Here is a 15,312-nt window from a genome sequence, read left to right as displayed (position 1 = left end):
AACGCATGTGAAGTCGACCCGAGTGCGCGTCATCCTGGCGGTCGCCGCCGCCGGTGTCGCGCTGACCGCCTGCTCTCCGAACCAGGTCGGCGCCGCCGCCGTCGTGGGTGGGGAGCGCATCAGCTCCAGCGAGCTGGACAGGAATGTCCGTGAGTACGAGGCGGCGCTGTCCAAGGCGGGTGTCTCCGCCTCGGAGCTGCAGTTCCAGGACAGCGTCCCGCAGCTCGTGCTCTTCCAGCTGGCCAATGCCAAGCAGTACGCGAAGGTCGCCGAGAGCAAGGGCATCACGGCCACCGCCGGCGAGATCGACCAGGTGATCGCGGGTCAGGGTGGTCAGGAGAAGTTCGAGCAGCAGATGCTCCAGCAGGCGGTGGCCCCCTCGCACGCACGCGAGTTCATCAGGTCGCAGGTGCTGATCAGCAAGCTCGTCGCCAAGTACGGCGGCGGCACGGACGAGGCGGCCATCCAGCGCGGCCAGCAGCAGGCGGTCAAGGACCTGCAGGCCATGCCGATCACCTGGAACCCGCGCTACGGCCAGCTCAACCAGCAGCGGAGCCAGGAGCAGCCGAGCGTCTTCGTCGACGCCGGTCGCTTCGGTGCCCCGGCGGCACCCGCCGCCCCTGCCGCCGAGCAGCCCGAGACCCCGCAGCAGTAGCCTCCGGGCATGTCGCTGATCATTGTCACCACCTCGCCCCGGGTCGCCCCGGGGCTGCTCGGCCATCGCGCCTGGCAGGTTCTCGCGGAGGGTCCGGTCCGCACCGGGGCCGCGGACCATCCGCACCTGCCCTACCTGGCGGAGGCCGGGATCGACGTCGAGGTGGTCGCCTGCGACCCGGCCGCGCTGGTCCGCGAGGCGGTGGCGGCGACGGTCGTGTGGCTGGAGGCCGACGAGGCGCTGATGCGCTCCATCGGCCACGCCGCCGTGGCGCTCGAGGACCCGCCGGTGATCGAGGTCTTGCCGGGCTCGTACGACCTGCCGGGCGCGCGGCTGCTCGACCTGGTCTCGGTGATGGACCGGCTACGGGTCGAATGCCCGTGGGACGCCCGGCAGACCCACGAGTCCCTGGCCCCGTACCTCATCGAGGAGGCCTACGAGGTGCTGGAGACCATCGAGGAGGGCGACCACGCGGCGCTGCGCGAGGAGTTGGGCGACCTGCTCCTCCAGGTGGCCTTCCACGCGCGGGTCGCCCGGGAGCGGCCGGACGGGTTCGACGTCGACGACGTGGCCGACGGGATCGTCGCCAAGCTCGTCCGCCGTCACCCGCACGTCTTCGCCGACACCCGGGTGGAGGGTGCGGGCGAGGTCAGCGCCAACTGGGAGACCATCAAGGCGGCCGAGCGCGCGGCCAAGAGCGGCGGTGATCCCGGCTCGGTGGTCGACGGCGTTCCGATGGGCCAGCCCGCGCTCTCCCTCGTCGCGCAGCTCCTGCGCCGCGCCGAGCGCGCCGGAGCTTCCGCGGACCTTCCCGAGGGGGTGCCCGCCGACGGCCTGGGAGCGAAGCTCTTCGAGCTCGTACGGCAGGGGCAGGCGGCCGGTCTCGACCCCGAGGCCGAGTTGCGCGCCGTCGCCCGCGCCTACCGCGACCAGGTGCGTGCCAATGGCGACGCTAACGCGTCGCGGTGAGGCCGCTCTTATCCGGCTCCTTCCCTTGTCGAGGGAGGCCGCTCTTATCCGGCTCCTTCCCTCTCCTCAGTCCAGTCGCCGGCGCGGCCTCACGGGTAGTCCCCCTAAGGGAGAAGCGCGGGGCGCGTCCTCAGGGGGCTCCTTGGGATGGTCTTCTCAGTCCAGTCTCCGGTGGGAGCTGAGCGCCGGGCGGGTCCTGATGTCGGCGGCGGAGCGCCTTCGGGTCCTCATATGGAAATTGCGCGAACATTGTTCGGCGGTATCCCGGTCACCGTACCTGCACATAGATCTCGATAGGCTTCCGAGGCAAACTGTCCTGCGACTTTAGGAGCGCTTCGTGGCTTCCATCGAGGGCGTTACCGCCCGAGAGATCCTTGACTCCCGGGGTAACCCGACGGTCGAGGTCGACATCCTCCTGGACGACGGCAGCCAGGGGCGCGCCGCGGTTCCCAGCGGCGCGTCCACCGGCCAGTTCGAGGCTGTCGAGCTCCGTGACGGCGATGAGCGCTACGGCGGCAAGGGCGTGGAGAAGGCGGTTCTCGGTGTGACCGACGAGATCGCCGACGAGATCCTCGGGTTCGACGCCGCCGAGCAGCGCAGCATCGACCAGGTCATGATCGACCTGGACGCCACGCCCAACAAGGCACGCCTGGGCGCCAACGCGATCCTGGGCGTCTCGCTCGCCGTGGCCAAGGCGGCCGCGGACAGCGCCGAGCTGCCGCTCTTCCGTTACCTGGGCGGGCCGAACGCGCACGTGCTGCCGGTGCCGATGATGAACATCCTGAACGGCGGCGCGCACGCCGACACCAACGTCGACATCCAGGAATTCATGATCGCCCCGATCGGGGCGGAGACGTTCCGGGAGGCCGTGCGGATGGGCACCGAGGTCTACCACGCCCTCAAGGCGGTGCTGAAGGAGAAGGGCTACGCCACCGGTCTCGGCGACGAGGGCGGCTTCGCCCCGAACCTGCCCTCCAACCGCGACGCGCTCGACCTGATCCTGGTCGCCATCGAGAGGGCCGGGTACGTGCCCGGCGAGGACATCGGTCTGGCCCTCGACGTGGCCGCCTCCGAGTTCCACTCGGACGGCGTCTACACCATCGACGGCAAGGGCCTGTCCGCCACCGAGCTGATCGCCTTCTACGAGGACCTGGTCGCGAACTACCCGCTGGTCTCCATCGAGGACCCGCTGGACGAGAGCGACTGGGAGGGCTGGAACGCCATCACCCGCGCCCTCGGCGACAAGGTCCAGCTGGTCGGTGACGACCTGTTCGTGACCAACCCCGAGCGCCTGGCCCGCGGCATCGCCGAGGGAACCGCCAACGCGCTGCTGGTCAAGGTCAACCAGATCGGCACCCTGACCGAGACCCTCGACGCGGTGGACCTGGCCCACCGAAGCGGTTACCGCTGCATGATGAGCCACCGCTCCGGCGAGACCGAGGACACCACGATCGCCGACCTCGCCGTGGCCACCAACTGCGGCCAGATCAAGACCGGCGCCCCGGCCCGCTCCGACCGGGTGGCCAAGTACAACCAGTTGCTCCGCATCGAGGAGCTTCTGGACGACGCGGCCCGTTACGCGGGTCGGGCGGCCTTCCCCCGCTTCCAGCGGTAGTTTCTTCTGGCGGCTCGTACCCGTGCCGAGCGCGGGCGCACATCGGGAACGCCGGCTGCGGTCCGGCGTTCCCGATGTGCGGAGATCGGCATCCGCCGGTGTCGGAGCCGCCGTACGGGGCACGGTGGACGGCGCCGCGAGAACGTGTGGACGAGGAGGGGCGCATGGCGACACGGCCGCAGTTGACGGGACGGGCCGCGGTCCTCGCGATCGTGGTGTGCGCGATCGCCATGAGCCTCGCCTACCCCATCAGGGAGTACGTCGCCCAGCGCCGCCAGATCGCCCAGCTGGAGCAGGAGAAGGCCAGGGAGATCGCCGCGATCAAAGCCCTGGACGACCGCCACAAGCAGCTCCTGGACCCCGGTTTCATCAAGCGGCAGGGCAGGGAGCGGCTTTTCTACTGCGACCCCGGGCAGAAGTGCTACGTCGTCATGGGCGAGCAGCCCTCGCCGGGTAGGGGCACGACCGGTGGGCGGAAGGCCGTCGCCAGGCCGCCGTGGTACGAGACGCTGTGGGACTCGGTCAAGGTCGCCGACAGCGGTGGGGGACAGAAGGCGGCCAGGGCCGCCGGGTGACGCGGATACCCTGGTTGTCATCTTTTGGGGGTGTCACGAATGGTTGATGACCGCGACGTGGCGGCGGTGGAGCGACAGCTCGGCCGGGCGCCGCGAGGACTGCGGGGGGTGGCGCACCGCTGCCCGTGCGGGCTGCCCGATGTCGTCGAGACCGCCCCGAGACTGCCGGACGGATCGCCCTTCCCGACCCTGTTCTACCTCACGTGTCCCAGGGCCGCCTCGGCCATCGGCACGCTGGAGACCTCGGGGATGATGCGGGAGATGCAGGCCAGACTCACCGATGATCCGGAGCTGGCCGAGGCGTACCGGGCCGCTCACGAGGACTACGTGGCGCGCCGTGACAAGGCGGCCGCCGCGGGCGGCCTGGAACCGTTGCCCCGCGACATGCAGAGCACCGGGGGCATGCCCACCCGGGTCAAATGCCTGCACGCCCTGGTCGGGCACGAGCTCGCGGTGCCGGGGAGCAATCCCTTCGGCCGTGAGGCCCTCGACGCGCTCGGCGAGTGGTGGGCCGCCGGGCCATGTGTGGAAGTCGAAGACATAGAGGAGAGCAAGTGATCCGCGTCGCCGCGATCGACTGCGGTACCAACTCCGTCCGCCTGCTCATCGCCGAGGTCGGCAGGGACAGGCTGATCGACGTCGAGCGCCGAATGGAGATCGTCCGGCTGGGGCAGGGGGTCGACGAGACCGGCAGGCTGGCGACGGACGCCCTGGAGCGCACGTTCACCGCCATGCGCGGCTATGCCGAGCTCATCGATCGGCACGCGGCCACCTCGGTCCGCGTGGTCGCCACCAGCGCGACGAGGGACGCCGCCAACCGGCAGGACTTCGTGGACGGTGTACGCGAGATCTTCGGCGTCGAGCCGGAGGTGATCACGGGCGTCGAGGAGGCGGAGCTGTCGTTCGTCGGGGCCACCCGCGAGCTGGTGCGGTTCTCGCCCGAGACGGGACTGCCCGCGCCCGACGGCACCCGCCCCCCGTACCTCGTGGTCGACATCGGTGGCGGCTCGACCGAGTTCGTGCTCGGTTCGACGCATGTGGAGGCCGCGTTCTCCGTCGACATCGGGTGTGTCCGGTTGACCGAGCGTCACCTGCGCGGCGCGGGTGACCCGCCGTCGGCGAAGGCGATCGAGGCGGTGACCGCCGACATCGACGACGCGCTCGACCGGGTCGCGGCCGAGGTGCCGGTGGAACGGGCACTGACGCTGGTCGGGCTCGCCGGCTCCGTTACCACGGTCGCCGGAATAGCCCTTGGGCTGCCTGAATATGATTCGCAGAAAATTCACCACTCGCGAATTTCGGCAGGTCAGGTGCATGACATCGCCGACAGCCTGCTTGGAATGACAGTCGGGCGACGGGCGGCGATTCCGGTCATGCACCCCGGCAGGGTCGACGTGATCGGGGCGGGCGCGCTCATCCTCGACCGGATAGTGACCCGGTTCGGTTTTGGCGAGGTGGTCGCCAGCGAGCGCGACATCCTCGACGGCATCGCGTGGTCTGCTGCCAAATCATAACAAGACCTAGACAATTCACCCGTTTAGGGAGTATTGAGAAAAGCTTCCCGTTTATGGTTAGGTAAAGAAGCTTTAGTGAGACTTTGCCGTGGGCCCGGCACAGCTGTTGCCGGGACGGCAACCGTCTCCGGAGCGAATCTTGCTTCCCAACGAACGGAGCATCCCCTCATGAAGTCCGGACTAGCAAGGAAGCTAGCCGCAGCAGGAGCCGGCGCGGCCATGCTGGCAACCATGGCAGTAGGCATGCTGGCCACGCCCGCAGCGGCGGCCAGTGGGTCGGGCCAGGCGGTCTCGGCCGCCGCCAAGCCGAAGCCCGCGGTGTGGGCGGGCACTCCCAAGGCGTCTCCCTCGAAGTACGAGGGTGAGTGCCCGGTCAAGGTGACCTTCTCCTCGAAGATCAAGGTGAAGGCCGTCAAGGCCAAGACCACCGTCGCCTACCGGTGGTTGCGCGGAGACGGATCCAAGGGCAAGGTCAAGACCTTCACCTTCCGCGGCAAGGGCGTCAAGAGCTTCACCGTCAAGGAGAAGGCGACCTTCAAGGGCGACGTCAAGGGCTGGCAGGCCATCCAGCTCCTGGCTCCGCGTGCCGCCACCTCCGCGAAGGGCTACTTCTCGGTCTCCTGTGGCGCGGGCGAGGATGACCACGAGGTCGTCAGGCCCGGCGTCGGTGCGCAGGTGTGGGTCGACGAGGGCAACTGCAAGGCTGCCCTGATCGGCCGGATCACCACCTCCGACAGCCGCTGGGTGCGTTACCAGTGGGTCGTCAACGGCCGCGTCGTCGACCGTGACGCCGTTCGCGTCGACGGCTCGCGCAAGGTCTACCACGTGATCAGGCCCCGTGACGACTTCAGGGGCTGGGCCTCGCTGGAGATCCTCAGCCCGGTCGAGACCTCGTCCAACCGCGCCTACTTCAAGATCTGGTGCAAGGACACGTCGCCGAAGATCTCGACCTACGTCAGCGCCCCGACCGACTACGTCGGCACCTGCCCGGTGACCCGTACGTTCACCGGCACGATCAGCGCTTCGCACGTCCGTGGCTCTGTGAAGTACCGCTGGATCCGCGACGGTGTCGCGGGCGACTGGCAGAGCGTCTACTTCAGCGGTCACGGCCCGCAGAGCCAGAGTGTGACCGACACCTGGACCGCCTCGACGTCCGGCTACGCCAAGCGTGCGATCGAGATCTACGACGGCCCGACGAGTGGCATCGCGGTGGGCAAGGTCTCCTGCACGCCCGCCCCGACTCCTACTCCCACCCCCACCTCCACCTCCACTCCCAGCGCCTGATGACCTGACAGGTCGCGACAGCGCGCCCGGCGGCTGCCGCCGGGCGCGTCCGGAGTGAGACAGGCGGCGCCCGCATCCAGCGGGCGCCGCCTGTCGCTTTCCCGCCCTGCTCCGCCGCCCCGCCCCGCCCTTTTCCCGCTCCCCGCCCCACTCCGCCGCCCTGTCCTGTCCTGCCCCGCCCCACTCCGCCGCCCTGCCCTGCACCGCCGCCCTGTATCGCCCCGCCCGCCCGGGACAGGGCGGGCGGGAGGCGGGCCGCACGGTGTGGGCACCGCGGCTCCCGGTGTCGGGCACCATCGAACGCATGACCTATGTTCCTCCTGGATCCGGCTGGCCCGATGATCCCGCCCGACCCGACACCCCCGTCGCCCACGACCCCGCCGAGGTGCGCAGGCTCGCGGAGGGGAGCGGCACCCTCGCGGAGCTCACGGCCGCGGAGTCGGTCTGCAGGGCCTGCCCGCGCCTGGTGGAGTGGCGCGAGGAGGTGGCGAGGGTCAAGAGGCGGGCATTCGCCGAGGAGACCTACTGGGGCCGGCCCATCGCCGGATGGGGCGACGAGCGGCCCGAGGTCCTCATTGTCGGGCTGGCCCCGGCGGCGCACGGCGGCAACAGGACCGGGAGGATCTTCACCGGCGACCGCAGTGGTGACTGGCTGTTCGCCTCGCTGTACCGGACTGGTCTGGCCGTACAGGAGACCAGCCTCCACGCGGGCGACGGGCAGAGGCTCGTCGGCACGCGAATGGTGGCGGCGGTCCGGTGCGCTCCGCCCGCGAACAGGCCCACGCCCGCCGAGCGGGCCGCCTGTTTCCCCTGGCTGGCCCGGGAGGTCGCCCTGCTCTCGGCGGACGTACGGGTGGTCGTCGCGCTGGGAGGATTCGCCTGGCAGGCGATCTGGCCCGCGCTGAAGGACGCCGGATACGCCTTGCCCCGGCCGAGGCCGTCCTTCGGGCACGGCGCCGAAGTGGAGATCACCTCCCCCGGGGGAAGGCCCGCACGTCTTCTCGGTTGCTACCACCCCAGCCAGCAGAACACCTTCACCGGCCGCGTGACCGCGCCGATGCTCGACGAGCTCTTCGCCAGGGTGAACGCGCTCCGCAACTTGTGAACTCAATCACAAACAGAAGATCAATGAAAATTTTCGCGAGAAGGGGGCAGGTTTCTAGTCGTTATCGGAAATTCCGTATAGATTGCCGGGATCGCGGCTGGCGCGACCGGGAGTACGCACGTATTCTTGTGAAAGGTTTCACAAGCCTCGAAACTTAAGGATGGCGTCGAAGTGGACCGCAACTCCAAGCACATCGTGGTCGTCGGTGGAGGCTATGTCGGCCTTTATACCGTGCTGCGCCTGCAGCACACGCTCCGTAAGGAACTGCGCGACGGAAGCGTGCGAATCACTGTCCTCACCCCCGAGTCCCACATGACCTACCAGCCCTTCCTGCCCGAGGCGGCCGCGGGAAACCTCTCGCCCCGGCACGTGGTCGTCCCGCTCAGGCGTGTGCTCTCGAAGGCGATGATCCTCAACGGCAAGGTGACCAAGGTCAACCACGCTGCCAAGAGCGTCACCTTCGCGCCCAACGTCGGCACGTCGCACGAGATCGGCTACGACATCGTGGTCATGGCCGCCGGCTCGGTCTCCCGTACGCTCCCCATTCCCGGCCTGGCCGACGCCGCGATCGGTTTCAAGACCGTCGGTGAGGCGATCGCGCTGCGCAACCGGGTGCTTGAGCTCCTCGACCGGGCCGAGAGCGACGACGACGAGGCCCTGCGCAGGCGGGCCCTGACGTTCGTCGTGGTCGGCGGTGGCTTCGCGGGTGTCGAGGCGCTCGCCGAGCTGGAGGACATGGCGGTCGACGCCACCCGCTACTACCGCACCATCTCCCGCGAGGACATGCGCTGGGTCCTCGTGGAGGCCACCGACCGCATCCTCCCCGAGGTCGGCCCCGAGATGGGCAGGTGGACCGCCGAGCAGTTGCGTGAGCGCGGCATCGAGGTCAAGATGAACACCCGCCTCGACTCCTGCGAGGGCGGCCTGGTCAAGCTCTCCGACGGCGACGAGTTCGAGTCCGCCACCATCGTGTGGACCGCCGGGGTGAAGCCCAGCCCGGTCGTCAACGCCGGAGACCTGCCCCTCGACGAGCGTGGCCGGATCAAGACGAGCAGCCGGCTGACCGTGGTCGGCGTCGAGGACGCCTACTCGGCCGGAGACGTGGCGGGTGTGCCCGACGTGACCAACCCGGGCCAGTACTGCGCGCCCAACGCCCAGCACGCCGTACGGCAGGCCAAGGTCCTCGCGGACAACATCACCCGCAGGCTCCACGGGCAGGAGCAGCTCGACTACCGGCACAGGTATGTCGGCTCCGTAGCCGGGCTGGGGCTGTACAAGGGGGTGGCCAATGTCTATGGGATCAAGCTTCGCGGGTTTGCCGCATGGTTCATGCACCGTACCTACCATTTGTCGCGGGTGCCCACTTTCAATCGCAAGGTCCGCGTTACGGCCGACTGGACTCTGGCGCTCTTCTTCAAGCGTGAAACCGTCTCCCTCGGAGAGATCGAGGAGCCACGCACGGAGTTCCGCGCCGCGGCGAGGACCTGAACCCTTCCGGGGGTGGACACTCGCGTCCGCCCCCGGATTGCTCGTTCCCGGCGGTGTGCTATTCCTTGACCGGGTTCCCGAATCCAGCGCGGGTCCGTAGATTTGGAGCGGTGAGTCATGCGACGGTTGGCTTGAGCAGTTACGCATGAGTGGTCTGTTACGTATGATTAGGCGCCCCCGTAGCCCAATGGCAGAGGCAAACCCCTTAAAAGGGTTCGAGTGAGGGTTCGAGTCCCTCCGGGGGTACCGCATTTCCCATTCGACAGTCGGCCTGTGACCAGTGCAAATGTGGCCATGGGCCGATTTTTCTTACTACTTGGGATTCGATGTGACCCTGGTATAAAATGGTAACCATGGGGAACGAGGCGAACCTGGAGTCGATGCTTCGGGCCAATGGGATCGCCCGGCAGGTGATCGATCACATCGGGGACAAGTGGTCCCTGCTGGTGATCGCGGCCCTGGGGCACGAGGCCCAGCGGTTCTCCCGGCTCAAGGTGCGGATCGAGGGGATCAACCAGCGCATGCTGACCCGGACGCTGCGTGCGCTGGAGCGCGACGGCATCGTCGAGCGCAACGTCTATCCGACCTCGCCGCCCAAGGTGGAATACGTGCTCACCCGGATCGGCCGCGACCTCTCGGTCACCGTGACCGGTCTCTGCGAGTGGGCGCGCCGCAACCTCGACGAGGTCGAGGCGTCGCAGCGCCTGTTCGATGAGAGATCGGCGAAGGAGATGTGAGGTCCGGGAACCAGACGTGCCAACCGTTCGTTGACACCATCGGCGGTAGCCGTACGGTCACTTGAACAACATGGATATCAGCACGATACGGCCGTGTGACAACCGATCTAATACGCTGATCGCGTAGGTCGCAGCGTGGAGGCAGCGATGGAGAGCAAGAACCCCGTATTCAGTCGGCAGGCCAAGGGGCCTCAGCAGGGCTGGGGCGTGCCGACCCCCACCCCTGATCAGCTTCAGGGAATGTACAACACGCCGTCATACGCGCCGCCCGCACAGCGGACGATGACGATCGACGACGTGGTCGTGCGTGGCTTCATCACGCTCGGCACGCTCGTTGTCTCGGCGGCGGTCGCCTGGGTGCTCAACCTAGGCATGGTCGCGGCGATCGTCGGCGTCGTCGTCGGTCTGGTGCTGGCCCTGATCATCTCGTTCAAGCAGAGCACCAACCCCGCGTTGATCCTCGGCTACTCGGTGTCGTACGGCGTCGCGATCGGCGTGATCAGTCACGTTTACAACAACCTGTACAGCGGCATCGTCTTCCAGGCGGTGCTCGGCACGGCTCTGGCGTTCGGTGCCATGCTGACGGTCTACGCGTTGCGCATCATCCGGGTGACGCCGAAGTTCACCAAGTTCGTGGTGGCCGCGGGGCTGGGCCTGATGGGTCTCATGCTCGTCAACCTGCTCGCCGGCTTCTTCATCGAGGACGGCATCGGCATCCGCTCCGGTGGCCCGCTGGCCTACGTGTTCAGCATCGCCGCGATCCTCATCGGCTGCTTCTTCCTGCTGCTGGACTTCGACGAGGTCGAGCGCGGGGTGCGGGCGGGCGCCCCGGAGAAGTACTCGTGGCTGATGGCCTTCGGCCTGACCGTCACCCTGGTCTGGATCTACCTGGAGATCCTGCGCCTGCTGAGCTACTTCTCGAGTAGCGACTGACAACCAGGTCAGGAGGCCCCGCCGGACCCGATCCGGCGGGGCCTCCTGTTTTTCTGATCGGGTACGCGAGTGAACGGAAGGCAACGGGGGATAGACGAACCGCGACGGGAGAGAGCATCGCGGGGCTTGCTATCTGCGCTTTCGTGATGCACTGTCGAGCAAAGGAGCCTATCCGTGGAGGTGCCCATGTCGTTGAACCACTCAATGGAGACGCAGAGCAAGCTGATCGCAAGGGTTCCGGATATCACGGGACGCGCACTCCCCGAGTGGTTCCGAGCAATCGACAACGGCCCGTCGTTCCTTCGCTGTGATGAGCGCGCCACCTGGCTCGCCAATGAGCACGGGCTGTCCCACGGCTATGCCGCCGCCATAGTGCACGAGCACGAGCGGCACCGCCGTACCCGCCACCTTTAAGTCGACCGTCTCTGCCAAGCCCGCGCCACCTTGGTGGTGCGGGCTTCGCCGTGTGCGCCATGATGAGGGCATGGATCATGAGAAGGCGCGCGGGTTCATCCGCGCCAACCACCGCGCGATCATGCTGACCTCGCATGCCGACGGACGCCCGCAGCTCTCTCCGGTCGTCGTGGGGCTCGACGCGGAAGGGAATCCGATCGTCAGTACCCGGGAGACCGCGGCCAAGGTCCGCAACCTGCGCAGGGACCCGCGACTCTCGCTCTGCGTGACCACCGACGCCTTCTTTGGCGAGTGGATCCAGATCGACGGCACCGCGGAGATCGTCCCGCTGCCCGAGGCGATGGAGACCCTGGTCTCCTACTACCGCGACATCTCCGGTGAGCACCCCGACTGGGACGACTACCGGGCCGTCATGGAGCGGGACCGGCGGGTGATCGTGAAGATCACGATCACCCGTGCCGGCCCCGATGTCCACGGCTGACCGGAACACCGGCCGGCCCTGGCCTCAGCTGAAGCGTTCCAGGACCATGGCCATGCCCTGGCCGCCGCCGACGCACATGGTCTCCAGCCCGATCGACCTGTCGTGGAAGGCGAGGCTGTTGATCAGGGTGGAGGTGATGCGGGCCCCGGTCATCCCGAAGGGGTGGCCCACCGCGATGGCGCCGCCGTTGACGTTGAGCCTGTCGAGGTCGATGCCGAGGTCCTGGTACGACGGGATGACCTGGGCGGCGAACGCCTCGTTGATCTCGACGAGATCCACGTCGCCGATGGACATGCCCGCCCTGGCCAGGGCCTGCTTCGAGGCCTCGACAGGGCCCAGGCCCATGATCTCGGGAGACAGGCCGGTCACGCCGGTGGAGACGATCCGGGCGAGCGGGGTGATGCCGAGTTCGGCGGCCCTGGTGTCGCTCATCACGATCACCGCGGCGGCGCCGTCGTTCAGCGGGCAGCAGTTGCCCGCGGTGACCGTGCCGTCGGGCCGGAAGACCGGCTTGAGCGTCGAGACGGCCTCGTAGGTGGTGCCGGCGCGGGGGCCGTCGTCCTTGCTCACCACGGTCCCGTCGGGCAGGGTCACCGGGGTGATGTCCTTCTGCCAGAAGCCGTTGGCGATGGCCTTCTCCGCCAGGTTCTGGGACCGGACGCCGAACTCGTCCTGTTCCTGCCGGGAGACGCCCTTCAGTCCGGCGAGGTTCTCCGCGGTCTGGCCCATCGCCACGTAGACGTCGGGCACCTGGCCGGCCTCGCGCGGGTCGTGCCAGATCCCGCCACCACCCTCGGCGGCCCTGGCCGTACGGGCGCGGGCGTCGTCGAACAGTTCGTTCTCCGTGCCGGGCAGGTCGGAGTTGCCCTTGGCGAAGCGGGAGACGCACTCCACGCCCGCCGAGACGAACACGTCGCCCTCGCCCGCCCTGATCGCGTGCAGCGCCATCCGGGTGGTCTGCAGGGAGGACGAGCAGTAGCGGGTCACGGTGGTGCCCGGCACGGTGTCCAGGCCGAGCAGGGTGGCGACCACCCGGCCGATGTTGAAGCCCTGCTCGCCGCCCGGCAGGCCGCAGCCCAGCATGAGGTCGTCGATCGTGGTCGGGTCGAGTTGGGGGACCTTGGCAAGCGCGGCCTGGATGATCTGTACTGTCAGGTCATCGGGGCGGATGTCCTTGAGGGACCCCTTGAAGGCGCGTCCGATGGGCGAGCGCGCGGTCGCGACGATGACTGCCTCGGGCATGTGGCTCTCCTGGGTTCGTGGCTGCTCCTCCAGCGGAGCGTACCGCGCGGTATGCCCAAAGCCGCGCCCAGGGGGGCGTTAAAACAGAACTTTGTACGGGGTGTGCAGGGGCCCGTCCGGGGACGGGCCCCTGCCGCGAGTCGACCGCCCCTGCGGGCTGCGGACGCCTGCTGCGGGGCCGTACGGGGCCGCGCACGCCGACCGTGAATCGGCCGCCTGTGCCGATCGCCTGTGCCGGCTGCCCGTGTTGGCCGCACACCTCGGCCGCGGATGTCAGCCGTACATGCCGGGCAAGGTACCGTCGCCGTCCTTGATTCCGTGGAGGCCGCCCTTCTCGTCGCGCCACATCCGCCAGCCGTTCTGGCTGCCGGTGAACCAGGCGGGCGGGACGCCGGGGCCGGACACCCGCTTACCGTCGGCCAGTCTGAACTCGCACAGCGAGGCCACCGAGTAGAACCCGGAGTTCTGGCCCTTGAGCGCGAGCGGTTTGGGATCGGTCGCGCAGAAGGACCAGCCGTGCTCGTCCTTGACGTCGGCGTTGCGGCCGGTGGAAAGGTCGAAGGTGTTGCCAGGCTTGTCGTGTCGCAGGAAGCCGACCTTCTCCATCCGGGGTGGGAAGGCCAGCCACCAGCCGGATTCGGGAACCTGCTCGGCGGAGATCTGGCCGAGCACCCGGCCGCTGTCGGCCTCCAGCCGGGCGAACCCGCCGTACCGGCCCTGCTGGTCGACGGGGCGGACCACCGGTGCGAAGCCTGGGCTGCCGCTGGGGTAGACGCGGACCACCGACGGGCGCATCCAGTTGACGGTGCCGTCGGCGAGCTTGACGGAGAACAGGCCGAAGGCGGAGACCTTGCTCGTCTTCGGGTTGGTGTAGGGGGCGACGTACCCGACGAGGTTTCCCGCCGTCGCGCCGAAGGACCAGCCGCCCGACAGGTCCACCCCGGAGCCGAGGGCCTGCTCGACGGGGACCCGCCAGATGACCTTGCCGGTCTTCAGGTCGTGTGATTCGAGGACGGGATGGCGGGCGAGGCGGAGGAAGACCACACGGGAGGTGTCGGACCATTCGACCTCGGCGATGCCGGGGAGCTTCCACGCGATCCTGCCGGTGACCGGATCGAGCACCACGACGCGGGCGCTCGCGAGCGCGGTGTGCTCGGCCACGCACACGAAAGCCCCGCACCGCTGGGGGCCGAAGGTGGAGTGCACCGGGCGGCTCCATCTGCGCGCCCCGGTTCTGGCGTCGAGGCCGACGAGAGTGGCCTTCCAGCGACCCCGCCTGGCGGGGTCGATCGTCACCGCGACGGTCTGCCCGGTGGCGGTCTCGACGATCGCGGGAGCGGGCACACCCATGCCCGGCAGGCGGCCCGCCATGGTCGAGGGGTGGGCCCACAGTTTCCTGCCGGTGGTGAGGTCGACGGCCACCGTCTCAAGCGTGCCGTCCGGCTTCATGGAGGTCGTCGTGGCGACGCCGTTGGCGACGGTGGTGCGGCTGACCGCGTTCACCTCGGTGTTGTGCCAGGTGGGATGGTCAGGGGTGGCCGCTTCACTGCCGGAGCAGCCGCCCAGGGTCAGAACTCCGGCGAGCACCAGGGCCGGTTTCGCGAGGGGCCGGATCACGGGTATTCCACTCCAATGCGGGCGAGGCGTTACGGCTTCGCGGCGGAGGGTGACCGTGTTCAGGAGCCGTCGGGTCGCGTTCCGGGCCTCCGGCCGAGCATGGTCACCCACCGTCCGTGAGGTCCGGTCGCTCGACCGGCGACACGGGTCGCGGAGACCTCGGCGCCGGGCTCCTCCGCGGCCTTGGCCGCCGCGAGGTAGATCGACTCAGCGCGCCGGGCACGAGGTTCGGGCCACAGTTCCAACGCACTGCATACGGAAGGTAGCACTGCGTAAGCTATCTGGAGATAGCCTTGGCTAGATGGGTGATAACGATCAAGGCCGAACATCTCCGCCGGGTTCATGTCGAACTCCGGCCCCAGCAGGTCCGCGAAGGCCACGGTCCGCCCGCCCGCCTCGACCACGGCGACGGTCTGCGCGGCGGCCAGCTGGCGGCTCCATCGCCTGGTCACCCGGCGCAGCGGCTGCGCGATCGGCCTGACGGTGCCGAGGTCGGGACAGGTGCCCACGACCACCTCCGCCCCCGCCTCCCGCAGCCGCCGGACCGCTTTCTGCAGGTGTCGTACGGCCTGGGCCGGCATGGTCTGCGAGGTGACGTCCGGACGGCGGTTCCTCCATGCCGTGCGGGCGGCCGACCGCACGGCGGGCCACCATGGCCTCGGCCAGCAGCAGGCCGTAGGCCG

Annotated in this window: 16 protein-coding genes and 1 tRNA gene; 14 read left to right on the top strand and 3 right to left on the bottom strand. The window is 68.7% G+C overall.

All coding sequences use genetic code 11. The features are described 5' to 3' along the window. Window positions 1-7: 7 nt before the first annotated feature. From OG884_RS11445 to OG884_RS11380, 14 genes are all read left to right on the top strand, one after another. Window positions 8-655, top strand: a complete 648-nt coding sequence (locus tag OG884_RS11445) for a SurA N-terminal domain-containing protein (protein WP_326644855.1) — start codon at window positions 8-10, stop codon at window positions 653-655. Between the two features lie 9 nt (window positions 656-664). Then, on the top strand, window positions 665-1,624 hold the full coding sequence (locus tag OG884_RS11440) for a MazG family protein (RefSeq protein ID WP_326644854.1): 960 nt from the start codon (window positions 665-667) through the stop codon (window positions 1,622-1,624). Between the two features lie 337 nt (window positions 1,625-1,961). Further along, window positions 1,962-3,239: a phosphopyruvate hydratase gene (gene eno, locus OG884_RS11435; RefSeq protein WP_326644852.1), complete on the top strand. Its 1,278-nt coding sequence runs from the start codon at window positions 1,962-1,964 to the stop codon at window positions 3,237-3,239. Window positions 3,240-3,403: 164 nt separating this feature from the next. After that, window positions 3,404-3,814 carry an FtsB family cell division protein gene (locus OG884_RS11430; RefSeq protein WP_326644850.1) on the top strand — a complete coding sequence of 137 codons (411 nt, stop codon included), beginning with the start codon at window positions 3,404-3,406 and terminating at the stop codon, window positions 3,812-3,814. A 39-nt stretch (window positions 3,815-3,853) separates the two neighbouring features. Further along, a complete protein-coding gene (locus OG884_RS11425) occupies window positions 3,854-4,372 on the top strand; it encodes a DUF501 domain-containing protein (protein WP_326644848.1) in 519 nt (172 codons plus the stop codon). Beyond that, on the top strand, window positions 4,369-5,328 hold the full coding sequence (locus OG884_RS11420; RefSeq protein ID WP_326644846.1) for a Ppx/GppA phosphatase family protein: 960 nt from the start codon (window positions 4,369-4,371) through the stop codon (window positions 5,326-5,328). Before OG884_RS11425 ends, OG884_RS11420 begins: the two co-directional genes overlap by 4 nt. A 231-nt stretch (window positions 5,329-5,559) precedes the next feature. After that, window positions 5,560-6,612 carry a hypothetical protein gene (locus tag OG884_RS11415; RefSeq protein ID WP_326644844.1) on the top strand — a complete coding sequence of 351 codons (1,053 nt, stop codon included), beginning with the start codon at window positions 5,560-5,562 and terminating at the stop codon, window positions 6,610-6,612. 304 nt (window positions 6,613-6,916) lie between these two features. Then, a complete protein-coding gene (locus OG884_RS11410; protein WP_326644842.1) occupies window positions 6,917-7,717 on the top strand; it encodes a uracil-DNA glycosylase in 801 nt (266 codons plus the stop codon). A gap of 171 nt (window positions 7,718-7,888) precedes the next feature. Continuing rightward, window positions 7,889-9,205: an NAD(P)/FAD-dependent oxidoreductase gene (locus OG884_RS11405; protein WP_326644840.1), complete on the top strand. Its 1,317-nt coding sequence runs from the start codon at window positions 7,889-7,891 to the stop codon at window positions 9,203-9,205. Between the two features lie 173 nt (window positions 9,206-9,378). Next, window positions 9,379-9,451, top strand: a tRNA-Leu gene (locus OG884_RS11400). 107 nt (window positions 9,452-9,558) lie between these two features. Continuing rightward, window positions 9,559-9,942: a winged helix-turn-helix transcriptional regulator gene (locus OG884_RS11395; RefSeq protein WP_326644838.1), complete on the top strand. Its 384-nt coding sequence runs from the start codon at window positions 9,559-9,561 to the stop codon at window positions 9,940-9,942. 147 nt (window positions 9,943-10,089) lie between these two features. Next, a complete protein-coding gene (locus tag OG884_RS11390) occupies window positions 10,090-10,875 on the top strand; it encodes a Bax inhibitor-1/YccA family protein (RefSeq protein ID WP_326644836.1) in 786 nt (261 codons plus the stop codon). Window positions 10,876-11,061: 186 nt separating this feature from the next. Then, a complete protein-coding gene (locus OG884_RS11385; protein ID WP_326644834.1) occupies window positions 11,062-11,289 on the top strand; it encodes a DUF4287 domain-containing protein in 228 nt (75 codons plus the stop codon). A gap of 70 nt (window positions 11,290-11,359) precedes the next feature. After that, the gene (locus OG884_RS11380) at window positions 11,360-11,770 is read left to right on the top strand and encodes a PPOX class F420-dependent oxidoreductase (RefSeq protein ID WP_326644833.1); all 411 of its coding nucleotides are present in this window, start codon (window positions 11,360-11,362) and stop codon (window positions 11,768-11,770) included. Window positions 11,771-11,794: 24 nt separating this feature from the next. On the opposite strand, the gene OG884_RS11375 is transcribed toward OG884_RS11380, so the two are convergent. The 3 genes from OG884_RS11375 to OG884_RS11365 form a co-directional block, all read right to left on the bottom strand. Then, window positions 11,795-13,012, bottom strand: a complete 1,218-nt coding sequence (locus OG884_RS11375; RefSeq protein WP_326644831.1) for an acetyl-CoA C-acetyltransferase — start codon at window positions 13,010-13,012, stop codon at window positions 11,795-11,797. Window positions 13,013-13,285: 273 nt separating this feature from the next. Further along, entirely contained in the window at window positions 13,286-14,629 is a 1,344-nt protein-coding gene (locus tag OG884_RS11370; protein WP_326644830.1) for an outer membrane protein assembly factor BamB family protein, read from the bottom strand. A gap of 59 nt (window positions 14,630-14,688) precedes the next feature. Beyond that, window positions 14,689-15,270 (bottom strand): GDSL-type esterase/lipase family protein, encoded by a 582-nt coding sequence (locus tag OG884_RS11365; protein WP_326644828.1) that lies wholly within the window; start codon window positions 15,268-15,270, stop codon window positions 14,689-14,691. Between the last annotated feature and the right edge of the window lie 42 nt (window positions 15,271-15,312).

It is taken from the genome of Streptosporangium sp. NBC_01755 (genome assembly GCF_035917995.1).
Classification (GTDB): domain Bacteria; phylum Actinomycetota; class Actinomycetes; order Streptosporangiales; family Streptosporangiaceae; genus Streptosporangium.
The sequence above is the reverse complement of the archived record's forward strand: the minus strand, read 5'-3'. Positions and strand labels throughout refer to the sequence as shown.